A 23,662-nucleotide genomic window follows, 5' to 3' on the forward strand; every position below is an offset into this window, starting at 1 on the left:
ACCGGGGGCGCGGGCCCGCGCCTAGGATGGTCCCACCGGGCGGCTCCTGGACGCCGCCCGGGTCCACGGCCACCTCTGGAGACGGGCGCCGAGCATGACCTCCGACCCGCAGCAGCTGTTCCCGGGCAAGCAGTTCATCAGCACCGTCCTCGCGGCGCTGGAGACCAAGACGACCATGTCCGGCGAGCTGGCGCGGCGCTACCTGCAGCGCGCCGGGATGGCGGGAATGATCATCGGTGTCCTGTTCGCCGCGAACTTCGCCGTCGTCGCCGCGTTCGACGCCGTGCCCGCCGGGGACGCGACGCTACGCCCCCTGGGGCGCCTGCTAGGCGCCGTGACCTTCGGCTGGGCGCTGGTCTTCATCTACTACTCGAAGTCCGAGCTCCTGACGTCCAACATGATGATCGTCTCCATCGGCGCCTACTACCGCCGCACCTCGTGGTTCAAGGCGGTGCGGCTGCTCGGGCTGTGCTATCTGGGCAACTTCCTGGGCGGGCTGCTCGTGGCCGTGGTGCTGCGCTTCAGCACCATCACGGACGGGCCCGCGCACGCGGAGATGGAGGCCGCCGTGGCGCACAAGCTCGAGTTCGTCACCGGCGGCGCCACCGGGTGGACGGACCTGTTCCTGCGCGCGGTGCTGTGCAACTTCCTCATCAACCTGGCGATGCTGCTCGTCTACAACGGCCTGGTGAAGGACGACCTGATGAAGAGCCTGATCATGATCGTGGCCGTCTTCCTCTTCGCGTTCCTGGGTCTCGAGCACTCCGTGGCCAACACGGTCCTGTTCACCGTGGTGGGACTGGAGGGCGGACTCGACGTGGGGGCCGCGGGCGCCAACGTGGGGATCGCCCTCCTGGGCAACTTCCTGGGCGGCGGGGTCCTGATCGGCTTCTACTACGCGTACGTCAACGACGACGCCGGCTACCGCCCCCGCACCCGCTGACGCGGGGCCCCCGGCGTGCTCGCTCTCGGCCGAAAACTCTTCAGCTCACTTACCTTTTGCCGGGACACCCCGTAGCGTGGACCGGGCACGTCATCCGAGCAGCACCCCAGCGAGAAGAAGGAGCACCAGCATGCGAAGGATCCTGTTCATGGTCGGCACCGCGGTCTTCGGCCGCATCATGGCGAAGCGGCGCGAGAACAAGGCCGGCGGCCGCTAGTACCGGAAGCGCCACTCGGTGCGGGAGCGGTAGGTCTGCCCCGGGCGCAGCACCGGGTCGGAGAGCTCCGGCCGGTTCGGCGAGTCCGGGTGGTACTGGGGCTCCAGGGCGATCCCCGCTCCCCGCGGATAGGCGCGCCCGCCGGTGCCGGTGATGGTGCCGTCCAGGGCGTTGCCCGTGTACACCTGCAGGGCCGGCTGGTCGGTCCACAGCTCCACGGACCGCCCGCTCGCCGGGTGCTCCAGCCGGGCGGCGGCGCGCAGCCCGGTGCCGCGCAGGTGGAAGGAGTGGTCGATCCCGCCCACGGCCGCGATCTGCGGGTGCTCCGCCCGCACCCGGTCCCCGAGCCGGGCGGGGGCGGTGAGGTCCAGCGGCGTCCCGCGCACGGCGGCCAGGCCGTCCAGCGGTACCCCGTCCCGGCCGACCGGCAGGTACCGGTCAGCCTCGACGGTGAGCGTGTGGTCGTCGACCGTCCCCGACCCCTCCCCGGCGAGGTTGAGGTAGACGTGGCTCGCGGGCCCGACCACGGTCGGGGCGTCGGTGCGGGCCTCCAGGTCCAGAGCGAGGACGTCGTCCGTGACGGCGTACCGGGCCCGGAGGACCACCTCGCCGGGAAAGCCCTGGTCCCCGTCCGGGCTGACCAGCTCCAGCACCAGGACGTCGCGGCTCGCGGAGACCGTCCGCCAGGTGCGGCGGTGGAAGCCGTCGGGGCCGCCGTGCAGGGTGTTGCCGCCCTCGTTGGCCGCCAGTTCCACGGTGGTCCCGTCGAGGTCGAAGCGGGCCCCGGCGATCCGGTTGGCGCAGCGGCCGACCACCGCCCCCAGGAAGGCCTCCGGGGGTGCCGCGCAGCCGGCGGCGTCCGGGTGCCCCAGCACCACATTGGTGCCGGGGCCCCCGGCCGGGCCGGGCATATACAGGGCCTGGACCGCGGCGCCGAGGTCGAGCACGCGCAGGCTCAGCCCGCCCGGGGTAGCGAGGGTGTGCGCGGTGACCTCCCGACCGTCGGGCAGCGTCCCGAAGGACTGCGGGGCGGGCGCGGTCATTTGAGCGCGTTCGAGGCGCGGCGCTTGTTGAACACGTCGAACCCGACCGCCAGCAGGAGCACCAGGCCCTTGATGAACTGCTGGTAGTCGATGCCCACGCCCATGAGGGACATGCCGTTGTTGAGCACGCCCATGATCAGACCGCCGGTGATGGCGCCGATGATGGTGCCCACGCCACCGGTCACGGCGGCGCCGCCGATGAACGCCGCGGCGATCGCGTCCAGCTCGAACAGGTTTCCGGCGCCCGGCCCGGCGGAGTTGAGCCGGCCGGTGAACACCAGCCCGGCCAGCGCGGCCAGCACGCCCATGTTGACGAAGAGCAGGAAGTCGACGCGCTTGGTGTTCACACCGGACAGCTGGGCCGCCTGGAGGTTGCCGCCGCGGGCGTACACGTGGCGGCCGAACACCGTCCGGTTCATGACGGCGCTGTAGGCGACCACCAGCACGCCGAGGACCACGAGCACGATCGGCGTCCCGCCGCGCGAGCTGGCCAGCAGGAAGGTGAGCGCGAGGATGACGACGACGCCGAAGACCAGCCGCGTGAGGAACCAGGCGCGCGGCTCGTCCTCGAGGTGGAGCTTCGCGCGGTTGGCCCGGCCCCGGAGCTGGCTCAGCACGAGCATGGCCGTGGCGATCAGGCCGATGCCCACCGTGGTCCAGTCCAGGATGTTGGTCGCCGGCGGGAACAGCCCCGGGAAGAGGGAGCCGCCGCCGAGCTGGCGGTACTCCGGCGGGAAGCCGGTGATCCGCTGGTTCTCGAGCACGATCTGCGTCAGCCCGCGGAAGACGAGCATGCCGGCGAGGGTCACGATGAAGGCGGGGATCCCGATGTAGGCCACCCAGAAGCCCTGCCAGGCGCCCACGAGCGCGCCGACCGCGAGGGCGGCGACGAGGGCCACCCACCACGGCAGGCTCCAGTCCCGGATCATGATCCCGGACATGGCGCCCACGAACGCGGCCACCGAGCCGACCGAGAGGTCGATGTGCCCGGCCACGATGATCATGACCATGCCGATCGCCAGCAGCAGGATGTAGCTGTTCTGGACGATGATGTTGTAGACGTTGTCCGGCTGCAGCAGCGCGCCGCCGGTCAGGGCCTGGAACAGCGTCACGATCACCAGCAGGGCCAGGAAGATGCCGATCTGGCGGAGCCGGCTCATGAGGAACCGGCCGGCGCCGGCCACGGTGGAGGCCTTCTGCGGGCCCCGGCTGTCGAGAGCCCGGTCCTCGTCGACGAGGGTGGAAGCCATGGGTCAGTCCTTTTCCTTGGTCATGTGCTGCATGAGTCGTTCGGGGGTGGCCTCGGCGATGGGCACCTCGGCGGTGATCCGGCCCTCGGCGAGCGTGTAGATCCGGTCGCAGATCCCCAGCAGCTCCGGCAGCTCGGAGGAGATGACCAGCACCGCCTTCCCCTGCGCGGCCAGCCTGTTGATGATCGTGTAGATCTCGTACTTCGCCCCCACGTCGATGCCGCGGGTGGGCTCGTCGAGGATGAGCACGTCGGGGTCGGCGAACATCCACTTGGACAGGACGACCTTCTGCTGGTTGCCGCCGGAGAGCTTGCCGGTGATCGAGGACACCGAGGGCGCCTTGATGTTCATGCTGGTGCGGTAGTCCTGCGCCACGAGCGTCTCGCGCCCGCCGTCGACCCAGCCCGCGGACGTGAGCTTGCCCAGCGCCGCCGAGGAGATGTTCCGCTTGATGTCGTCGATGAGGTTGAGCCCGTAGCGCTTGCGGTCCTCCGTGGCGTAGGCGATGCCGTGCCGGATCGCCTCGCTGACGGTGCGCGCCGTGATCTCCTCGCCGTTCTTGTACATCCGCCCGGTGATGTTGGACCCGTAGCTGCGCCCGAAGATGCTCATGGCCAGCTCCGTGCGCCCGGCGCCCATGAGCCCGGCGATGCCCACGATCTCGCCCGCCCGCACGGACAGGTGCGCGTTGTCCACCACCACCCGCGAGTGCTCCTGCGGGTGGTGCACGGTCCAGTCCTCGACGCGGAGCACCTCCGCGCCGATGTCGGGGACCCGCTCGGGGTAGCGGTTCGTCAGCTCGCGGCCCACCATGCCCTTGATGATCCGGTCCTCGGTGACCGACCCGTCGTGCAGGCTGAGGGTCTCGATGGTCTGCCCGTCGCGCAGGATCGTCACGGAGTCGGCGATCGCCCGGATCTCGTTGAGCTTGTGGCTGATGATGATGCAGGTGATCCCGTCCTCGCGCAGCCCGCGGACCAGGCCCAGCAGGTGCGCGGAGTCCTCGTCGTTGAGGGCGGCCGTGGGCTCGTCGAGGATGAGCAGCTTCACGTCCTTGGAGAGCGCCTTGGCGATCTCCACGAGCTGCTGCTTGCCCACCCCGATGTCCCCGGCCGGGACGCTGGGGTTCACGTCGAGGCCCACGCGCCGGAGCAGGTCGGCGGCCCTGGCGTTGGTCTCGTTCCAGTTGATGAACCCGCGGGTGGCGCGCTCGTTGCCGAGGAAGATGTTCTCGGCGACGGACAGGAACGGGGACAGGGCCAGCTCCTGGTGGATGATGACCACCCCGCTGCGCTCGCTGTCCTTGATGTCCCGGAAGGAGACGGTCTCGCCCTCCAGGACGATGTCCCCCTCGTAGGTGCCGTGCGGGTACACGCCGGACAGGACCTTCATGAGGGTGGACTTGCCGGCGCCGTTCTCCCCGCAGATCGCGTGGACCTCGCCGCGGGCGACGGCCAGGGTGACGTCCTGCAGCGCCTTGACGCCGGGGAAGGACTTGCTGATCCGGCGCATCTCCAGAACGTGCTCGCTCATGCGGGCCTCCTCGTCTCGAGCTGGTGGGTGGGTGGACGGGACGGACCGGCCGGGCGGCGGAGTGCCGCCCGGCCGGTCGCGATCACTCGAGCTCGGACGCCTCGTAGTAGCCGCTGTCCACGAGGACCTCCTGGTAGTTGTCCTTCGTGACGATCTGCGACTCGAGCAGGTAGGCGGGGACCACCTTCACGCCGTTGTCGTAGGTCTCCTCGTCGTTGACCTCGGGCTCCTCGCCCTGCATCAGGGAGTCCACCATGAGCACCGCGCGCTCGCCGAGCTCGCGGACGTCCTTGAAGATCGTGGAGTACTGCTCGTCGTTGACGATCGACTTCACGGAGCCGACCTCGGCGTCCTGGCCGGTCACCACGGGCAGCTCGTCCTGGGAGTAGCCGCCGGAGCGCAGCGCGGAGATGATGCCGATCGAGAGGCCGTCGTACGGGGAGAGCACGCCGTCGAGCTGGTCGCCGCCGCCCACCGTGATGAGGTCCTCCATCCGGTCCTGGGCGGTGTCCGGCAGCCATCGCAGGATGGCGGCCTGCTCGAACTCCGTCTGGCCGCTGGGGACGTTGAGCGTGCCGTCGTCCAGGTAGGGCTTGAGGGTGTCCATCGCGCCGTCCCAGAAGAAGGTCGCGTTGTTGTCGTCCGGGCTGCCGGCGAAGAGCTCCACGTTGAAGGGGCCCTTCTCGCCGGTGGGCTCGCCGTTCTCGTCGAGGACCCCGAGGCCGGTGAGCAGCGACGTGCCCTGCTGCACGCCCACCTCGTAGTTGTCGAAGGTGGTGTAGTAGTCCACGGTGTCCGACTCGTTGATGAGGCGGTCGTAGGCGATCACGGGGATCTCCTGGGTCTCGGCCGTGTCGAGCACGCTGGTCAGCGTGGTGCCGTCGATCGAGGCGATCACCAAGGCCTTGGCCCCGCCGTTGATCATGTTCTCGATCTGGGAGATCTGGGTGGGGATGTCGTCGTTGGCGTACTGGAGGTCCACCTCGTAGCCGAGCTCCTCGAGCTGCGCCTTGACGTTCTCGCCGTCGGCGATCCAGCGCTCGGACTGCTGTGTGGGCATCGCCACGCCGATCTTGGCGCCCTCGTTGGAGCCCGCCTCCGCGCCGCCGCCGCGGTTGCCGCCGCAGGCCGTGAGGCCCAGCGCGAGGGTCAGGGCGGTCACCCCCGTGAGGGTCTTCTTCAGGTCGATCTTCGGGGTCATGGTCGTGCCTTTCGTCGGTCCGGGCCGCACTGCCCGGTGGTGGGAGTGTTCGAGCGAGGTCGGTGCTGGTGAGATCTCGTGGTGGTCGTCAGGGGTCCTGGTCATCATGGTCGTTCCGGCCGTCCCGCTCAGAGCTTCTGGGCGAGCCGGTAGTAGGCCGCGTTCCACCGCACCTCGCGCTGGAACTCCCGCAGGGTGGTGGTGCCGTCGATGACGAGCAGCTCGGTCCGGGTCATGTCGGCGAAGTCCCGGATCACCTCGGCGCCCACCGCGGTGCTGAGGACCGTGTGGTGGGCGGCGCCGGCGGTGAGCCAGGCCGCGGCCGAGGTCGCGAGGTCGGGGTGCGGCCGCCAGACGGCCCGGGCCACCGGCAGGTTCGGGAGCGGGGCGTCCGGGGGCACGACGTCCACGGTGTTGGCGGTGAGCCGGAACCGGTCCCGCATGTCGGACATCGCCACGACCACGCCGGGACCGGCGTCGGTGTCGAAGACCAGGCGCACGGGGTCCTCGCGTCCGCCGATGCCCAGCGGGTGCACCTCGAGGGAGGGGCGCGCCGTGGTGAGGCTCGGGCAGACCTCCAGCATGTGAGCGCCGAGGATCTTCTCCTCCCCCGGCACCAGGTGGTACGTGTAGTCCTCCATGAGGGACGCGCCCCCGGGCAGCCCGGCGCCCATGACCTTGGCCGCCCGCACCAGCAGGGCCGTCTTCCAGTCGCCCTCCGCCCCGAACCCGTAGCCGCGGGCCATGAGCCGCTGCACGGCGAGGCCCGGCAGCTGGCGCAGACCGCCGAGGTCCTCGAAGTTCGTGGTGAAGGCGCCGAAGCCGCCCTCCTCCAGGAACTGGAGCATCCCGAGCTCCTGCCGGGCCCCGTAGCGCAGGGACTCGTGGCGCTGCCCGCCGCGGCGCAGCTCGGGGGCCACGTCGTAGAGCTCCTCGTACTCGGCGACGAGCTCGTCCACGCGGTCCTCGGGCTGGGCGTCCACCACGGCCACGAGGTCGTTGACGCCCCAGGTGTTCACGGAGACCCCGAACTGCAGCTCGGCCTCCGTCTTGTCGCCCTCGGTCACGGCGACGTTGCGCATGTTGTCGCCGAACCGGGCCACCCTGAGCCCCTGGACCGCCGCGCGGCCGGCGCACGCGCGCTGCCAGGAGGCGATCTGCGCGGTGACGCCGGGGGTCGAGACGTGGCCCACCACGGTCTTGCGCGGGACGTCGAGCCGGGTCTGGATGTAGCCGAACTCCCGGTCGCCGTGCGCGGCCTGGTTGAGGTTCATGAAGTCGAAGTCGATCTCGCCCCACGGCAGCTCGACGTTGATCTGGGTGTGCAGGTGGAGCAGCGGCTTGCGCAGGGCGTCGAGGCCGGTGATCCACATCTTGGCGGGGCTGAAGGTGTGCATCCAGGCGATCGCCCCGATCACGCCGTCCGCGGCGTTGAGCTCGAGGGCCGTGCGGCGGATCGAGTCCGCATCCTTCAGCGTGGGCTTCCAGACCACCTCGACGGGCAGCCCGGCCTCGCCCAGCACGCGGACGATCTCGCGGGACTGCTCGGCCACCTGGCGCAGGGTGTCCTCGCCGTAGAGGTCCTGGCTGCCGGTGAGGAACCAGACCTCGTAGTGGTCAAGGGCGGTGGGCAGAGGATTCACGGGTGAGCGCTCCTGGGGTGGTGGGGACGGCCGCGGGCTGCTGGCCGTAGACGTTCTGGTAGCGGTCGAACAGGGAGTCGACGTGCGCAGGGTCGATGGGCAGCGGCTCGCCCAGCTGGCGGGAGAGGTGCACGGTGCGGGCCACGTCCTCGAGCATGGCCGCGGCCTTGACGGCATCCCGGGCGTCCTTGCCGATGGTGAACGGCCCGTGGCTGAGCATGAGGACCGCGCGGGAGCGGTGGCCGGAGAGGGTCTCCACGATGCCGCGGCCGATCGAGTCGTCGCCGATGATCGCGAAGGGCCCCACGGGGATCTCCCCGCCGAACTCGTCCGCCATGGCCGTCAGGACGCAGGGGATGGCCTCGCCGCGGGCCGCCCAGGCCGTGGCGTAGGGCGAGTGGGTGTGGACCACTCCCCCGACCTCCGGCATGTGCCGGTAGACGTAGGCGTGGGCGGCGGTGTCGCTGGACGGCGAGCGCTCCGCGCCGGGGGTGCCGGGGACCGGCCGGCCGTCCAGGTCGCACAGGATCTGGTTGTCCGGGCCGAGGTCGTCGTAGCTCACGCCGCTGGGCTTGATCACGAAGAGGTCCGTGCCGGGGACCCGCCCGGACACGTTGCCCGCCGTCCAGACCACCAGCCCGTAGCGGACCAGTTCGGCGTGCAGGTCCGCGACCTCGCGCCGCACGCGGGCGATCCGCTCCTCGAGCTCGGGCGTCAGGGCGTTCACGCGGAGACCTCCTGGGTGGAACGGGCGTTGCGCCGGAGCGCCTTGAGCCGGCGCATGACGTCGCTGCCGCCGCGGCCGAAGTGGTCGTGCAGCGCGGTGTAGTCCTCGTAGAGGACGGAGTAGGCCTCGGTGTGCGCGGGGTTCGGGGTGTAGGCGTTGCGCTCGAGCCGGCCCATCGCCGCGGCGGCCGCCCGGACGTCCGGGTAGGCGCCGGCGGCCACGGCCGCGTGGATGGCGGAGCCCAGGGCCGGGCCCTGGTCGCTGCCGATCACCGAGATCGGCATGCCCAGCACGTCGGCGTAGATCTGCATGAGGAACGCGTTCTTGATCAGCCCGCCGGCCGCCACGAACTCGGTGACGGGGATCCCGGAGGCGGCGAAGGCCTCCACGATCGTGCGGGTCCCGAAGGCGGTGGCCTCCAGCAGGGCGCGGTAGACCTCGTGCGGGCGGGTGGCCAGGGTGAGGCCGACGAGCAGCCCGGAGAGCTCGTGGTCCACGAGCACGGACCGGTTGCCGGACTGCCAGTCCAGGGCCAGGAGCCCGTGCGCGCCCACCGGTTCGCGACTCGCCTGCTCGGTGAGCAGCTCGTGCACGCTCAGCCCGCGCTCGGCGGCCTCCTCCTGGAGCCGCCCCGGCACGAAGTGGGCCGTGAACCAGCCGAAGATGTCGCCCACCCCGGACTGCCCGGCCTCGTAGCCGTAGAGCCCGTCGATGATCCCGCCGTCCACCACGCCGCACATCCCGGGGACCTCGCGCAGGGTGTCGGAGCTCATGACGTGGCAGGTGGAGGTGCCCATGATCGCCACCATCTGACCCGGCGCGGTGGCCCGGGCGGCGGGGGCGCTCACGTGCGCATCGACGTTGCCCACCGCCACGGCGATGCCGGCGGGCAGGCCCGTCCACTCCGCGGCCTGCGCGCTGAGCGTGCCCGCGGCCGTGCCGAGGGCCCCGATCGGGTGGTCGACCTTGTCCTGCGCGAAGCCGGCGAACCCGGGGTTCAGGGCGCCGAGGAACTCGCGGTCGGGGTACTCGCCGTCCTGCAGGATGCCCTTGTACCCGGCGGAGCACGCGTTGCGCACGTAGCTGCCCGTCAGCTGCCAGACGATCCAGTCGGCGGCCTCCACCCAGTGGTCCATGAGGTGGTACAGCTCGGGGTCCTCCTCGAGCAGCTGCAGTCCCTTGGCGAACTCCCACTCGCTCGAGATGAGACCGCCGTAGCGGGCCAGCCAGCGCTCTCCGCGCCGGGCCGCGAGATCGTTGATGCGGTCCGCCTGGCCCTGCGCGGCGTGGTGGCGCCACAGCTTCACGTAGGCGTGCGGGCGGCCCGCCAGGCCGGGCAGCTCGTTGAGGGGCGTGCCGTCGGCCCGGACGGGGACCATGGTGCACGCGGTAAAGTCGGTGCCCACGCCCACCACGGCGCTCGGGTCCACCCCGGCGGCGCGGACGGCGGCGGGCACCGCGTGCCGCAGGACGTCCACGTAGTCGGCGGGGACCTGCAGCGCCCACTCGGGCGGCAGGGCCTCCCCCGTGGCGGCGAGCACGGTGTCCATCACGCCGTGCTCGTACTCGTGCACCGCGGAGCCCATCTCGGCGCCGTCGTGCACCCGCACGACGACGGCCCGCCCCGACAGGGTGCCGTAGTCGACGCCGATGACGTACGTGGGATCTGGGCTGGGCTGGCTCACGGAGGACCTCGTTGTCGTTCGAGCCGCACGTTCCGAAAGGGGCGGCCGCCGGCCGGCCCACCTCGGAATGTGAACGGTCACATCTGATGTTCGGGCCAACCTACCGCAGCGTGGAAGCACGTGTCCCACATCACTTGATAACAGTTTGGTAACGGCGTGGCCGGGAATCCATCAGCCCTGGTCGGAGGCGGGCGCGGCCGTGGACTCGCGGACCACGAGCACGGGCTCCACGTCCCCCGGCCGGACCGGCTGCTCCCCCCGCAGCTCCGCGAGCAGCACGGCCATGCAGCGCCGGCCCAGCTCGGGGAAGTCCTGGCGCACCGTGGTCAGCGGCGGCCGGAAGTGCGCGGCCTCCGGGACGTCGTCGAATCCCACCACGCTGACGTCCCCGGGCACGTCCAGCCCGGCCTCGGCCAACGCGTGCACGAGGCCGAGCGCGATGTGGTCGTTGCCGCAGAAGACCGCGCTGAACTCCCGGCGCCCGCGCAGTCCGAGCCCCGCGCGGTAGCCGGAGTCCGCGGTCCACGCCCCGGCGGGGGCCACCACGGGCTCGAACCCCCAGGCGGTCATCTCCTCGCGGTAGCCCTGGCGGCGGGCGTCCGTCTCGACCCACCCTTCGGGGCCGGGGACGTGGACCACGCGGTGGTGCCCCAGCTCCAGCAGGTGACGGGTGGCCAGCCGCGCCCCGGCCAGCTGGTCGACCGACATCCGGTGGTCCTCGCTGTGCAGGGAGTGCACGGTGACGAACGGGATCCGGATGGACAGCTGCTCGATCACCTCCAGCGTGCGCGACTGCGGCGCGAGGATCACCAGCCCCTCCACCGCGTGGCCGACCATCCGGTCCAGGGCCGACTCGATCGAGGCGCGGTCCGCGTGGTCGATGTGGGCGGTGTCCACGACGTAGCCGGCCTCGTCGGCCGCCGTCTCGACCGCCCGGAGGCTGGCCGACGGGCCGTACTCGGCGCCCGAGGAGACGAGGGCGCCGATGGTCCTCGACTCGCTCGTGACCAGGGCGCGAGCGGCCCGGTTGGGCCGGAAGCGCAGCTCCTCCATGGCCTGCAGCACCCGCTGCCGGGTCGAGTCGCGCAGCGCGGGGTGCCCGTTGATCACCCGGGAGACCGTCTGGTGGGAGACCCCGGCCGCGCGGGCCACGTCCCGGATGTTGGGGGCGCGCGGAGGCCGTGCGGAGTTCGCACCACCCTCGACGGTCATGGCCAGAACGGTACTGCACGGCACCGGACGGACCCAGTGGAGGGGTCCCCGGAAGGGATCTCCCTCCCCCCGGTGCTTGCGCGGCGGACACGTCGCACCGCATGGTGGTCCCCGGCGCCCCCGGAACCCGGGCCGCCGTCCCCCGGGCACCCGGGAGACCCTCCACCGATCGCGGAACGGGATTCTACGCATGGAGCAACGCACACTCGGCAGGACCGGACGGAAGGTCTCCACCGTGGGCCTGGGCACGTGGCAGCTGGGCGCGGACTGGGGGGACGTCGACCCCGCCGAGGCCACCGCCGTCCTGGAGGCCGCCGTGGAGTCGGGGGTCACGTTCTTCGACACCGCCGACGTCTACGGCGACGGCCGCAGCGAGCAGACCATCGGCGCGTTCCTGCGCGAGCACCCCGACCTGGACATCACCGTGGCCACGAAGATGGGCCGCCGCGCGGACCAGGTCCCGGAGAACTACACCCTCGCGAACTTCCGGCAGTGGGTGGACCGCTCGCGCCGGAACCTGGGCACCGACACCCTGGACCTGGTCCAGCTGCACTGCCCGCCCACGCCGGTCTACAGCGACCAGGAGGTCTACGACGCCCTGGACACCCTGGTCCAGGAGGGCGCGATCCGCCACTACGGCGTCAGCGTGGAGCGCACCGACGAGGCGCTCGCGGCCATCGCCCGCGGGAGCACCGCCACCGTCCAGATCATCCTCAACGCCTTCCGGCTCAAGCCGCTGGACGCCGTGCTGCCGGCGGCGAAGGAGGCCGGGGTGGGGATCATCGCCCGGGTGCCGCTGGCCTCGGGGCTGCTGTCCGGGAAGTACACGGCGGACACCCGGTTCGCGGCCGACGACCACCGCAACTACAACCGCGGCGGCGAGGCCTTCGACGTCGGCGAGACGTTCTCCGGGGTGGACTTCCAGCGCGGCCTCGAGGCCGTCCGCGAGTTCGCCGGGCTGCTTCCGGACGGGGTGACCACGGCGCAGGCCGCGATCGCGTGGATCATCGCCCAGGACGGCGTCAGCACCGTGATCCCCGGGGCGCGCAGCGTGGAGCAGGTCCGCGGCAACGCCTCGGCGGCGGACACCGGGGACCTGGGCCGGGAGATCGACGCCGGGGTCCGCAGGATCTACGACGCGTACTTCCGGGCGGACATCCACCCCCGCTGGTGAGCCCCTCCCGCACCGTCCCGGGCGACGCCGGGGGCGGTGCCGCCCGGGGCGGCTCCAGCTCGTAGGATGGTCCGGATCCACCCGTGAAAGCGAGCCGCCCCGATGTCCCCCAGCCCCGCCGCGGACCACCCCGGCCCTGCACCTGACGGTCTCGCACGACTGACGGAGATCGACCTGGCCTCGGAACCGATCTTCCTCATGGCCCGGGCGGCGGCGCTGGGCTCGTCGACGGCCAACCAGGGGCTCGCCCCGCTCGGGCTGAAGGTCCGCAGCTACTCCCTCCTGGCGGCGGCCTGCAGCGGCACGGGGCCGACGCAGCGGGAGCTCGGCGAGCTGCTGCGGATGAAGCCCAGCCAGACCGTGGCCCTCCTCGACGAGCTGGAGCAGCGCGGTCTGGTGGAGCGGCAGGCCGACCCCCGGGATCGCCGCTCCAAGATCGTGGCCCCCACCGGTGCGGGGCGGGAGCTCTACGCCAGCGCCAAGGCGGCGGTGGACCTCGCCGCCGAGAGGTCGCTCGGGGACCTCCGGCCCCAGGACCGGGAGGATCTGGCGCGCCTGCTGCGACAGGTCGCCTTCTGACGCCCGGAGGGACGCGCACTGGGCACCTCCCATGGACTGTGACCCTTGACACACCCGGCCGGCGGGCGCAGGATCAGTTCACTAACTGAACTGTTCACTTCTGGAGGTATCTCGTGGTCCGCTCCCCCCGGTTCCGTCGCACCGCGCTCGTCCCGGTCGCCGCCCTGGCCACCGCTCTCGCCACCACCGCCGGCATCCTCCCCGCCGTGGCCGCCCCGGACGCCTCCGTCGTCGCCTCCCCCGGCACGGCCGCCTCGGCGGCCCCGACCGTGGCCACCGGAACCCTGGACAACGGTGCCGCCTGGCGGGCGGAGGTGCCGGCGGACTGGAACGGCAAGGTGGTCCTGTTCGCCCACGGCTTCCGCCCCGGGCCCGCCAACCCCGCCTGGGACGCCGGGTTCGACCCGACGGCGCAGGAACTGATCCGCCGGGGCTACGCCGTCGCGTCGTCGTCCTACGCCGCGACCGGTTGGGCCCTGGAGACGGCCGTCCAGGACCAGCTGGACACCCTGGCGGCCTTCGAGCAGCGCTTCGGCGAGGCCGACCGGGTCATCGCCATGGGCCGCTCCATGGGCGGGCTCGTCACGAGCCTGATGGCGGAGGTGCCGGGGGCCGGCATCGACGGCGCCGTCAGCACCTGCGGGCTGGTGGGCGGCGGCGTGGCCCTGAACAACTACCAGCTGGATGCCGCCCACGCCGCGGCGGAGCTGCTGCTGCCGGGTCAGGACGTGCAGCTGACCGGCTTCACCGCCCCGGGCCAGTCCGACGCGACGATCGCCGCGCTGCGCGATGCCCTGGAGGAGGCCCGCGGCTCCGCGGAGGGCCGGGCCCGCATCGCCCTGGTGGCGGCCCTGCTGCACACCCCCACGGAGCTGGACGGCGTGGACACCGAGGACCCCGAGGCACTGGCGGCCGCCCAGGCCGAGCTGGTGCTGCAGGCCCTGCCGACCGTCATCGAGCGCCGCCACACCATCGTCGAGGCCGCCGGCGGCGACAGCGGCTGGACCGCCGGGGTCGACTACGCCCGGCTGCTGCGCTCCTCCGACCAGCGCCACCAGGTCCGGCACCTGTACCGGCTCGCCGGCCTCGATCTCGCCGCGGACCTCGGGACGCTGAGCCGCAGCGCCGACATCACCCCGGACGAGGACGGCCTGGAGTGGATGCTGCGGACCTCGACGCCCACCGGCGAGCTGCAGGTCCCCGTGCTGGCCACCCACACGCTGGTCGATCTGCTGGCCCCGGTCGAGTACCAGGAGGAGTACGCCGAGACGGTCCGCCGGGCCGGCGAGCAGTCCCTGTTCCGGCAGGCCTTCGTGGACCGGGAGGGGCACTGCACCTTCACCGTCGCCGAGAACGTCGCCGCCGTCGAGGCCATGGACGAGCGCCTGGAGACGGGCCGCTGGGGATCCCTCGCCAGGACCTCCTCGCTCCAGCGCAGCGCCGAGTCCCTCGGCCTCGACGGCGCCGCCTTCGTCGACCACCGACCGGACGAGTTCGTCGGCGACCGCACCTGGTACGCCGCGCCCTGACCCCGGGCCCTGCAGGATGCGGGCACCGGGCGGGATCCCCAGGGTTCCCGCCCGGTGTCCGCGGTCCGGCTAGGAGATCTGCAGCCCCCCGTTGATGTCGTAGGTCGCCGCGGTGATGAATCCGGCGTCCTGTCCCACGAGGAACGCGAGCAGGGCCGCCATGTCCCGCACGGTGCCCACACGGCCCACCAGGATGTCCTTGGACATGTCCGCCTTGCGCTCGTCGCTCAGCGTGCCGCCCATGATGTCGGTGTCCACGGGGCCGGGGGCGATGCAGTTCACGGTGATCCCGTGCTCGCCCATCTCGCGCGCCACGGCCCGGGTGAAGCCGATGATCGCGGCCTTGGACGCGCTGTAGGCCACCTTGGAGTAGGTCCCGCCGCCGCGCTGGGCGGAGATCGAGGAGACGCTGACCACGCGGCCGACCTTGCGCTCGATCATCCCGGCCAGCACGCGCTGGGTCACCATGAACGTGCCGGTCATGTTGATGGCGAAGACCCGGTCCCAGGCCTCCCGGGTCTCCTGCATGAACTCCGTGGGCGAGCTGATGCCCGCGAGGTTGACGAGGGCCACGATCGGCGGGAGCTCCGCCTCGACCCGTGCGACGGACTCATCCACGGAGGCCTGGTCGGACACGTCCGTGCGCAGCCCGAGGGCCTGCACCCCGTGCCGTCCGGCGATGTCCTGGGCGGCCTCCGCGGCGGCCTCGCCGTCGATGTCGAGGACGGCGACGTTCCAGCCCTGGCTCGCGAGCAGGTCGGCGGTGGCGCGGCCGATGCCGCGCGGGGAGGCGGCGCCGGTGAGCACGGCGGTGCGCTCGGCGGGGAAGGCGATGGTCTCGGTCATGTCAGTCGTCTCCTGTGCTGTGGGGAAAGGGTCCGGGTGCCGGGTCGGGACCGCCGGGTGCGGCCACGCGGCCGATGTAGTGCTCGTAGTCGGCGTAGGTCTGGTCGATGTGGGCCTCCATGGCCTTGCGCGCCGTCTCGGGGTCGCGGGTGCCGATGGCCTCCAGGACGAGCCGGTGGTGCTCGATGGCGTGCCGCTGCACCTCGGGGAAGGCGGAGGTCGCCCGCCGCTCGGCGTAGAGCAGCTGGGAGAGCTGGGCCAGCAGGACGGGCACGAACGGATTGCCCGAGGCCCGGAGCACCACGTCGTGGAAGGCCATGTCGGCGCGGGTGACCTCGTCCAGGTCCTGCGCCTCGTGCGCGCGCTGGAGATCCCGGACCGCGGTCTCCATCGCGGCGAGGTCCTCCGGCGTGACGTGCACGGCGGCCAGCTCCGCGGAGCCGGTCTCCACCATGCGCCGCACCTCCAGCAGCCGCAGCGCCACCTGGTGGGAGGTCGCCCCCCGGGAGGCGGCTTTCAGGATCGCCTCGAGGCCGGTCCACGCGTCGGGCGGGTTCACGTAGGTCCCGAGGCCGCGCCGCACGTAGACGATGTTCTGCGCCTGGAGCGCCTTGAGGGCCTCGCGCACGGTGAGCCTGCTGACGTCGGACTCCCGGGCGATCTCGGCCTCGGGGGGCAGGGCCTCGTGCGGGGCCACCTCGCCCCCGAGGATGCGCTCGAGCAGGTCCTCGGCGACGGCCTCGACCAGCGACTTCCTAGCCATCGGCTCGCCGGTGCGCCGCGGCCCTCGCGGGGGGAGCGGTGCGCACGTCGGGATCGGGGTTCACGGCGCGTACCTGCCTCTTGTCAGACGTCATATGTGTGACTAGCCTCACATGGAGCGCCGATCTCGTCAATTCCCACGCCCGGGCAGCAGCCCGGGCGTCCCACGTCCCCGAGGAGCCGATCACCGTGGATCTGCAACTACTCCTGGCACTCGTGCTGGGCATCGCCACCATCATCGTCCTGGTGCTGCGCACGCGCCTGGACGCGTTCGTGGCGCTGCTCATCGCCGCCCTCGTCACCGGTCTGGTCGCGGGCCAGCCGGTGCTCGACATCGTCTCGGCCATCACCACCGGCTTCGGCAACACGCTGGCCTCGATCGGCATCGTGATCGGCCTCGGCGTGGGCATCGGCAAGATCCTCGAGGTGTCGGGGGCCGCCAACGCGCTCGCCCTCGCCTTCCTCCGCGTCTTCGGCCACGGCCGCGAGCCGTGGGCGATGGGCAGCGTGGGCGCCCTGGTCTCGATCCCCGTGTTCTGCGACTCCGGCTACGTGATCATGAACCCGCTCGCCCGGTCCATCGCCCGGGTGAAGCGCGCCGGCTACGTGACCCTCGCCCTGGCGCTGGGCTGCGGCATGACGCTCACCCACCACCTCGTGCCGCCCACCCCGGGCCCCCTGGCCGTGGCCGGCATCCTCGGCGCGGACATCGGAGCGATCATCCTCGTCGGCCTGGCCTTCACCGTGCTCCTGCTGCCCGTCGTGGTCCTCTACGCGCGCTGGATCGGCCCCCAGCTCGAGCCCAAGATCGAGGAGCACGTGCGCGAGGCCGTCTACGGCACCGTTGCCACGGCCGGCGTCGGGGGCAGCTCCCATGTCGGGAGCACGGACCTGGAGGAGGGCCCCCGGGACGGTCTCGACGACGAGGCTGCCCAGGCGCCCGCCGCGGAGCCGTCCCACGACCTCGGCGAGCCGCCGGCCGGCGCCGAGCCGCACCGGATCGGCGCGTTCGTCGGATCCCTGCCGCTGGTCATCCCGCTGCTGCTGATCATCCTCAACACGGTCACCGGCGCGATCGACCAGAACGCCCAGGGAGTCGTGGGCGGCGACGGGTACGAGCCCTCCGCCTGGGCGGTCCCGTTCGCCTTCATCGGCAACCCGGTGGTCGCGCTGATCATCGGCATGGTCCTGGCCCTCTACGTGCTCCTGCCCCGGTGGACGCCCCGGAACAAGGCGCACGGCTGGTTCGCCGAGGCCGCGGCCTCGGCCGGTCTGATCCTGCTCATCACGGGCGCCGGCGGCGCGCTGGGCCAGGTGCTCCGCAGCTCCGGCGTGGGCGACGCCCTGGCCGAGGCCATCGCCTCCACCCCGCTGCCCGCGTTCCTCGTGCCGTTCCTCATCGCCACCCTCGTGCGCATCGCCCAGGGCTCCGGCACGGTGGCCATGATCACCGCGGCCTCCGTCTCGGCGCCGCTGGTGACCACCCTGGGCATCGACCCCGTCGTCGCCGCCGTGGCCTGCACGGCGGGCTCCATGGTGTTCAGCTATTTCAACGACTCCTACTTCTGGGTGGTCACCCGCTTCACCGGGCTGGAGGGCACGGACGCGCTGAAGGGCTGGTCCGGGATCACCACCGCCGTCTGGGCCGGGTCCATCCCGTTGCTGTTCGTCCTCAACCTCATCCTGGGCTGAACCCGGCCGGACCATGGCCCGACCCGGCGGGACAGCCGGGCTCCGACCGGGACGGGGCGGCGTGCCGGGGCACGCCGCCCCGTCTACGCTGTCCGGAGATCCTCCCTCCCGCTTCCTGAAAGGGTGTGCCGTGCTCACCAACGCGTCATCGGCCACGGGCCGGCGGGCCCGCCTCGGCTTCGGCTTCCTCGGCGTGGTGCTGATCGCGGTCAACCTGCGCGTCGGCTTCGTGACCGTGGGGCCGCTGCTCGAGGAGATCAGCCGCGACCTCGGCATCTCGGCGGGCCAGGCCGGGTTGCTGACCGGGCTGCCGCTGGCCATGTTCGCCCTGTTCTCCCCCGTGGCCCCGGCGGTGGCCGCCCGGACGGGCCTGGACCGGGCCCTGTGGCTGTCGCTGCTGCTGCTCGCGGCCGGGATCGCCGGCCGTTGCGCCCCGGTGGAGGGCGCCGTGTGGGTGGGCACGGCGGTGATCGGCATCGGCATCGCGTTCCTCAACGTGCTGCTGCCCTCGCTGGTGAAGCGGGAGTTCCCGCTGCGCGTGAGCCAGGTGACCGGCGTGTACACGTCGATCCAGGGCGCGGTGGCCGCGGCCGGCTCGGCGCTGGTGGTCCCGATCGCCCACGCCGGGCCGGCGGGCTGGCGCCTGGCCCTGGCGGTGTGGGCGGTGCCGGCCGTCGTGGCGCTGGTGGTGCTCTCGCCCGGGCTGCGGACCGGGAGCTCCGGGCCGGCGGCCCCCGCGGCGGAGCCGGGCCCCTACCGGTCCCCGTGGCGGTCGGCGCTGGGCTGGCAGGTCACCCTGTTCATGGGCCTGCAGTCGGTGGCGTTCTACGTGCTCATGGCGTGGCTGCCGAGCATCGAGCGCAGCCACGGCGTCTCGGCGACCGCCGCGGGCACGCACATGGCGCTGTTCCTGCTGATCGGGATGGGCGCCAGCCTGGGCACCGGGGCGCTCATGCACCGGCTGGGCGACCAGCGGCCCGTGGCCTTCGCGGGCAGTGCCCTGGCCCTGGCCACCTTCGCGGGGCTGGCCGCCGCGCCGGAGCTGACGCTGCTGTGGATCGTGCTCGGGTCGATCGGTTGCGGCAGCCTCATCGTCGTCGCGCTGTCCCTGTTCAGCCTCCGGTCCACCGACCACCGCCAGGCGGCGGCTCTGTCCGGGATGGCCCAGTCCGTGGGCTACGCGCTGGCCGCGATCGCCCCCGCCGCCTTCGGCGCCCTCTACGACGCCGGAGGGCGGTGGGAGCCGCCGCTGCTGCTCATGGCGGGTCTCATGGCGGTGCTGTGCGTCGTGGCCCTCTTCGCCGGGCGCGACCGCGTCATCGGGCCAGGCCGCTGAGCGGTCCGCGCCGCCCGTCACGGCGGAACGCCGCCCGGCCGCGGCGGCCGGGCGGCGTTCCGGTGGGGACTGCCGGGCGCCCGAGGGGCGCCGGAGCGGATCAGACCATGCGGCGCGGGGCGAACCACTCCTTGACCGGGGCCTTGAACGCGGTGACCAGCCACAGGACGTTCACCACGACCAGCACCAGCCCGAGGACCAGCAGGACGATCCCCAGCCCGCCGTAGGCCATCGCGCCGAGGAGGCCGATCAGCGTCCCGACCACGCTGAGGATGGACAGGACGATGCCCAGGACGCGGGCCCAGTTCTTGCCCTTCTTCAGGAACACGTAGACGAGGGCGTACAGGCCCAGGGCGATCACCAGCATCACGATGCCGGTGATCTGCCCGATGCCCGAGGCCTGGTCGGCCGCCGCGATCTGGTCGGCGGACAGGCCCATCTCCCGGTACATCTCGGTGGTGTCCACGGTGGTCGCGGCGATGATCCCCACGATGTCGTTGAGGAGGTAGACGGCCGCGGAGACGAGGGTCAGGGTCAGGAGCCGCTTGACCTCGGGGGGCGCGGCGCCGGGGTGCCCGCCCTGATGGGCTCCGTACTGGTCGCCGCCGGCCTGGTACTGCGGCGGGCCGCCGCGGGCGCCCTCGGGCTGCTGGGGATAGGGGTTGCTCATGAGGATCTCCTTCGGTGGAACGGCAACGGCACAGGATGCGCCCTCCCATCCTCCCCCGCGGTGTGCGATCGCACCTCCGTCTTCAGGACGAGGCGTGTCCCCCACCCCGGGCCCTGGGTCCGCGAGACCACCGGTGTCGGCGACGGCGGCGCCCCCGGTCGCCGGCAGGTGCCATCCCGCGGGAGGAGGGAGGAATCAGGTCGCGAGGGTCGCGTAGACCACGTAGTTGTCGTCGAACAGGCCGGTGGCGGGGTCGTAGCCGTCGCACGTGATCAGGCGCAGCTCCGCTCCGGCCGTGTTGCCGTAGACGGCCCGCGTGGGAAAGGCGTCCTTGGCGTACTGCTCCCCGCGGTCGACGACGAACACCGCCGTGCTGCCGTCCGCCCGCGCGATCTCCACGGTGTCGCCAGGGGCCAGGCCGCGCAGCCCCGCGAAGACACCGGGCCCGCCGTCGGTCGCGTTGACGTGGCCGAGCAGGATTGCCGGCCCCCGCTCCCCCGGTGTGGGCGAGGACGTGTACCAGGAGGCCGGGGCCCCGGGGCCGGTCGGCGGCACCTCCAGCGACCCGTCCGGGCGCAGGCCCAGGTGCAGCAGCTCGGACGAGGCCCCCACCGCGGGGATCCGCACCGCCACGGGCGCGGATCCCGGCAGCACCGGCGGCAGCGCCTCGGGCGCCGGGGCGGCGGACGGTGCGGCAGCCGGTGTGGTGGGCGCGGCCGTCGCACCCGGCGCCGGCGTCCGCGCCGGCGCGGCGGACACCGCCGACGACGACGGGGCAGCGGGCTGCGCGGGGGACCCGCCCGCGCAGCCGCTGAGCAGCAGGAGGACGACCGCCGCAGGGACCAGGCGGCCCCTGCGGCGGTCGGCGGTCGGATCCGGCACGGGGACCGGTCCCTCCGCCCGGCCCGGCCTAGGCCCGGCCGGCACCGCGCCGGCGCACCGCCACCGCGGCGGCCGCCGCCGAGGCCACCGCCGCCAGGGCCAGACCGCCGGCGAGGACCGGGGCTCCGGAACCGGCGTCCACGGCGGCACCGGTGTCGGCGCCGCCCACGGGCACCTCGTCCACCTGGGTATACGGGTCCTCGGCAGGCACTTCCCCGGGCACCTCGTCGGGCTGGGCGTCCGGCCCGGGGCCGGCGCCGGGGACCCAGTCGATGACGGTGTGGCTCCAGCCCCCCGATGCGTTCTCCACGGGGATGCGGGTGGGGTCGTAGGACCACTCGGCGCTCTCGCACACGACGCCGTCGCCGTCGTCGTCGACGAGGCTCGTGCTGTAGCTGACGGAGCCCACCGGGATGTTGTGGACGCCGTACCCGGCGGCCGTGGCGCAGTCGGTGAAGACCATCGCGTCACCGGGCGCGGCCGTCGCCGGTCCTGCCGTCAGGACCACGAGCCCGATCGCCGCCGCCGCCACGCCCGCTGCACTGTTCTTCATGGTGTTCCCTCGCTTCTGGGAGTGCTGATGTGCAAGCGCATCGTAGGAGGTTCACCACTGCAACGTCACGTGCCGTTTCGTGATGGAAGCCCGGGCGGGGCCCGAGGGGCCGGATCACCCGCACGTCCGGCGCGACCGGGCGCATCGGAACGCATCGTGTGCGTTTCATGACGCGGTTCGCGGAGCGGAGCCGGCGGTCCGCGGCGCCGCCCCCATCCCCCCGGTCCGGGACAGCGCCGCTGCGGCCGGACGCCTAGTGCGCCGCGGTCTTCTCCGCGCGGGGACGCGTGCCATGCACGGCCACCTGGGTGTCGCGGGGGGCCGCACGGGCCACGTCCAGGCGGACGGCCACGTGGGCGAGCTCCACCTCGAGGGCGACGGCCACGTCGAGCACCACCGTCCCGTAGACCTGGTCCAGCACCCGGTCGACGGACGCGCCCGGGGTGAGGGTCAGGTCGAGGAGCAGCTCGGGGTCGCGGGCGGAGCCGGCCAGCTCCACGGTGGCCCGCTTGACGTCGGGCAGCTCCTCGCACTGCGCCTGGACCGCGGCGGCGATGACGGACGGCGCGATGCTGACCACGCCGTGGTCGTCGTCGTCCTGGAGCCGGTAGTCCACGGGCCGGTCCCTGGTGGGGACCTGGTGGGCCAGCCACCACAGGGCGACCAGCCCGACGAGGACGATCAGGGCGATCCCCACGGGCAGGAGGACCTGGTCGACCGGGCCGAGGAGATCCCCCACGGCGGCGCCCTCGGCGGGGGCCAGGGCGCCCACGCCCTGGAGGCGTGCGGCGGTCCCCGTGGCGAGGAGCACGAGCCAGGCCCCGGCGAGGGTCAGGACCAGCCCCAGGACGGTGAGCAGGCTGCGGTTGCGGGTTCCGGAGACGGTGCGCATCGGTCAGCTCCTCTTCTCGGTGACGGACACGGACACCTGCGGGGCGGTGGCCAGCGGCAGGCGGACGAAGGCGTCCTCGGCGACCGTGCGCACCCGGGGCGCCAGGGCCCCGGTCTCGCGCAGCGGGGTGTCCACGTGCAGGCGGACGCGGCGCTCGCCCACCTCGGCCCGGACGCGGCCCACGCCGTCGACCCGGGCGGTGCGGGCCTCCAGCAGCCGGCCGAGACCGCGGTGGGTGAGCACCGTCTCCTCGGAGCCGCCGTAGAGCTGCGGGGGCACCTGCACCCGGGCGGCGCGGTACCGGCCGGGGACGAGCCCGCACAGCAGCAGGACGAGACCCAGCACGGTGAGGAGGGTGCCGGCGGCGAGCACCCCCGGGTCGGTGACCGGGGTCTCGAGGACGGCCGGGGCGCCGGTGGCGACCGGCTCGGGCCAGGAGCCCTGGGTGAAGCGCAGGACCGCGGCCCAGGCGAACAGGCCCGCGGCGGTCAGCCCGAGCAGGCCCACCAGCACGGAGGGGACGACCCGGGCCGGGCGTCGGCGCAGGGGCGGGAAGGACGGGGTGCTCACAGCAGTGCTCCTCTCGTACCGCCGGCTCCGGCCGGGTGCAACCAGGAGATCTTCACGTCCACCTGCTCCACGTCCAGACCGGTCAGGTCGCGGACCCGGGCGGTGACGTGCGCGCGGATCCGGTCCGCGGTCCGCCGCAGCGGGGTGGGGTAGGCGACCCCGAGGTCGAGCTCGATCACGGCGGCGCGGCCGTAGATGCGGGCGTCGGCCGTGGGCCGCCGCTCGAAGTCGCGGCGCGCGCCGAGGCCGAGCACACCGCCGGAGGCGGCGCCGACGGCGTCCAGCTCCCAGGCGGCCTGCGCCGCGATCTTGGCGACCACGGACGAGGGCACGGTCAGGGTGCCGCGCTCGGCGAGGGCCGGGCCCTGCGCCGGGCCGCGATGGGCGGCGCCGGCCGCGGACCGTGACGCCGGGGCGTCAGAACGGACGATGGCGGTCACCGGTCACCTCCGGCCGCGGCCGACGAGCTCGGACAGGTCGAGCTTGCCCTCGAGCACACGGCCGATCAGGAGCCCGGCGGCACCGAAGAGCACCACGAGCAGGAACTGGGTGAAGGTGCCGAAGGCGACGACCAGTCCCAGCAGCAGGCCCACGAAGAGGGCGGTACGGGAGACAGACACGATGAGGTCCTTTCACGGGACATCGGGGAAGGGAGGTGCCGCGGGCGGGGAGCGGCGGGTCCGGCGGCACGCGGTGCTCGTCCGGGACGGCCCCTGCGTGGCC

General features: G+C 72.9%; 23 protein-coding genes. 6 read left to right on the plus strand and 17 right to left on the minus strand.

Going from position 1 to position 23,662, the window contains the following annotated elements:
• Window positions 1-94: 94 nt before the first annotated feature.
• Window positions 95-943 (plus strand): formate/nitrite transporter family protein, encoded by an 849-nt coding sequence (locus tag RF644_RS03440; protein WP_368795404.1) that lies wholly within the window; start codon window positions 95-97, stop codon window positions 941-943.
• A gap of 213 nt (window positions 944-1,156) precedes the next feature.
• Here the strand turns inward: RF644_RS03440 and RF644_RS03445 are convergent, their stop codons facing one another.
• The 8 genes from RF644_RS03445 to RF644_RS03480 form a co-directional block, all read right to left on the minus strand.
• Window positions 1,157-2,203, minus strand: coding sequence for an aldose epimerase family protein (locus RF644_RS03445; protein ID WP_368795405.1), 1,047 nt, complete (start codon window positions 2,201-2,203; stop codon window positions 1,157-1,159).
• Window positions 2,200-3,363 (minus strand): multiple monosaccharide ABC transporter permease, encoded by a 1,164-nt coding sequence (gene mmsB / locus RF644_RS03450; protein ID WP_031283073.1) that lies wholly within the window; start codon window positions 3,361-3,363, stop codon window positions 2,200-2,202. Before mmsB ends, RF644_RS03445 begins: the two co-directional genes overlap by 4 nt.
• Window positions 3,364-3,456: 93 nt before the next feature.
• Complete coding sequence (mmsA, locus tag RF644_RS03455) at window positions 3,457-4,986, minus strand: multiple monosaccharide ABC transporter ATP-binding protein (RefSeq protein WP_144835727.1); 1,530 nt, start codon at window positions 4,984-4,986, stop codon at window positions 3,457-3,459.
• A gap of 82 nt (window positions 4,987-5,068) precedes the next feature.
• A complete protein-coding gene (chvE, locus tag RF644_RS03460) occupies window positions 5,069-6,187 on the minus strand; it encodes a multiple monosaccharide ABC transporter substrate-binding protein (protein WP_017833605.1) in 1,119 nt (372 codons plus the stop codon).
• 128 nt (window positions 6,188-6,315) lie between these two features.
• Entirely contained in the window at window positions 6,316-7,830 is a 1,515-nt protein-coding gene (gene araA / locus RF644_RS03465) for an L-arabinose isomerase (RefSeq protein WP_368795406.1), read from the minus strand.
• Window positions 7,805-8,557 (minus strand): L-ribulose-5-phosphate 4-epimerase, encoded by a 753-nt coding sequence (locus RF644_RS03470; protein WP_368795407.1) that lies wholly within the window; start codon window positions 8,555-8,557, stop codon window positions 7,805-7,807. Before RF644_RS03470 ends, araA begins: the two co-directional genes overlap by 26 nt.
• The gene (araB, locus tag RF644_RS03475; protein WP_133409799.1) at window positions 8,554-10,242 is read right to left on the minus strand and encodes a ribulokinase; all 1,689 of its coding nucleotides are present in this window, start codon (window positions 10,240-10,242) and stop codon (window positions 8,554-8,556) included. The genes RF644_RS03470 and araB overlap by 4 nt, the downstream gene beginning before the upstream one ends.
• 171 nt (window positions 10,243-10,413) lie before the next feature.
• The gene (locus RF644_RS03480) at window positions 10,414-11,454 is read right to left on the minus strand and encodes a LacI family DNA-binding transcriptional regulator (protein WP_368795408.1); all 1,041 of its coding nucleotides are present in this window, start codon (window positions 11,452-11,454) and stop codon (window positions 10,414-10,416) included.
• A 190-nt stretch (window positions 11,455-11,644) separates the two neighbouring features.
• Here RF644_RS03480 and RF644_RS03485 point away from each other — a divergent pair, with 190 nt between their 5' ends.
• The 3 genes from RF644_RS03485 (at window position 11,645) to RF644_RS03495 (ending at window position 14,736) form a co-directional block, all read left to right on the plus strand.
• The gene (locus RF644_RS03485) at window positions 11,645-12,628 is read left to right on the plus strand and encodes an aldo/keto reductase (protein ID WP_368795409.1); all 984 of its coding nucleotides are present in this window, start codon (window positions 11,645-11,647) and stop codon (window positions 12,626-12,628) included.
• A gap of 102 nt (window positions 12,629-12,730) precedes the next feature.
• Entirely contained in the window at window positions 12,731-13,207 is a 477-nt protein-coding gene (locus RF644_RS03490; RefSeq protein ID WP_035923555.1) for a MarR family winged helix-turn-helix transcriptional regulator, read from the plus strand.
• 113 nt (window positions 13,208-13,320) lie between these two features.
• A complete protein-coding gene (locus RF644_RS03495) occupies window positions 13,321-14,736 on the plus strand; it encodes an alpha/beta hydrolase family protein (RefSeq protein ID WP_368795410.1) in 1,416 nt (471 codons plus the stop codon).
• Window positions 14,737-14,805: 69 nt separating this feature from the next.
• Here RF644_RS03495 and RF644_RS03500 read toward each other — a convergent pair whose 3' ends face one another.
• Window positions 14,806-15,582 carry an SDR family NAD(P)-dependent oxidoreductase gene (locus RF644_RS03500; protein ID WP_115163398.1) on the minus strand — a complete coding sequence of 259 codons (777 nt, stop codon included), beginning with the start codon at window positions 15,580-15,582 and terminating at the stop codon, window positions 14,806-14,808.
• Window position 15,583: 1 nt separating this feature from the next.
• Window positions 15,584-16,345: a FadR/GntR family transcriptional regulator gene (locus RF644_RS03505; protein ID WP_368795411.1), complete on the minus strand. Its 762-nt coding sequence runs from the start codon at window positions 16,343-16,345 to the stop codon at window positions 15,584-15,586.
• A 98-nt stretch (window positions 16,346-16,443) separates the two neighbouring features.
• On the opposite strand from RF644_RS03505, the gene RF644_RS03510 reads away from it, so the two are divergent.
• Both RF644_RS03510 and RF644_RS03515 read left to right on the plus strand, forming a co-directional pair.
• The gene (locus RF644_RS03510) at window positions 16,444-18,036 is read left to right on the plus strand and encodes a GntP family permease (protein ID WP_368795412.1); all 1,593 of its coding nucleotides are present in this window, start codon (window positions 16,444-16,446) and stop codon (window positions 18,034-18,036) included.
• Between the two features lie 130 nt (window positions 18,037-18,166).
• Complete coding sequence (locus tag RF644_RS03515; protein WP_368795413.1) at window positions 18,167-19,372, plus strand: MFS transporter; 1,206 nt, start codon at window positions 18,167-18,169, stop codon at window positions 19,370-19,372.
• A 100-nt stretch (window positions 19,373-19,472) separates the two neighbouring features.
• Here the strand turns inward: RF644_RS03515 and RF644_RS03520 are convergent, their stop codons facing one another.
• From RF644_RS03520 to RF644_RS03550, 7 genes are all read right to left on the minus strand, one after another.
• Window positions 19,473-20,042, minus strand: a complete 570-nt coding sequence (locus RF644_RS03520) for a hypothetical protein (RefSeq protein WP_052132676.1) — start codon at window positions 20,040-20,042, stop codon at window positions 19,473-19,475.
• Window positions 20,043-20,237: 195 nt separating this feature from the next.
• On the minus strand, window positions 20,238-20,924 hold the full coding sequence (locus RF644_RS03525) for a class F sortase (RefSeq protein WP_368795414.1): 687 nt from the start codon (window positions 20,922-20,924) through the stop codon (window positions 20,238-20,240).
• Window positions 20,925-20,952: 28 nt separating this feature from the next.
• Window positions 20,953-21,477: an excalibur calcium-binding domain-containing protein gene (locus tag RF644_RS03530; RefSeq protein ID WP_368795415.1), complete on the minus strand. Its 525-nt coding sequence runs from the start codon at window positions 21,475-21,477 to the stop codon at window positions 20,953-20,955.
• Between the two features lie 253 nt (window positions 21,478-21,730).
• Window positions 21,731-22,369, minus strand: coding sequence for a hypothetical protein (locus RF644_RS03535; protein WP_368795416.1), 639 nt, complete (start codon window positions 22,367-22,369; stop codon window positions 21,731-21,733).
• A 3-nt stretch (window positions 22,370-22,372) separates the two neighbouring features.
• Window positions 22,373-22,939, minus strand: a complete 567-nt coding sequence (locus RF644_RS03540) for a DUF6286 domain-containing protein (RefSeq protein WP_368795417.1) — start codon at window positions 22,937-22,939, stop codon at window positions 22,373-22,375.
• Window positions 22,936-23,379, minus strand: coding sequence for an Asp23/Gls24 family envelope stress response protein (locus tag RF644_RS03545; RefSeq protein WP_368795418.1), 444 nt, complete (start codon window positions 23,377-23,379; stop codon window positions 22,936-22,938). Before RF644_RS03545 ends, RF644_RS03540 begins: the two co-directional genes overlap by 4 nt.
• Before the next feature lie 3 nt (window positions 23,380-23,382).
• The gene (locus tag RF644_RS03550; RefSeq protein ID WP_017834465.1) at window positions 23,383-23,559 is read right to left on the minus strand and encodes a hypothetical protein; all 177 of its coding nucleotides are present in this window, start codon (window positions 23,557-23,559) and stop codon (window positions 23,383-23,385) included.
• Window positions 23,560-23,662 lie beyond the last annotated feature (103 nt).

Source organism: Kocuria sp. CPCC 205258, assembly GCF_040981005.1.
GTDB classification, from domain to species: Bacteria; Actinomycetota; Actinomycetes; order Actinomycetales; family Micrococcaceae; genus Kocuria; species Kocuria rosea.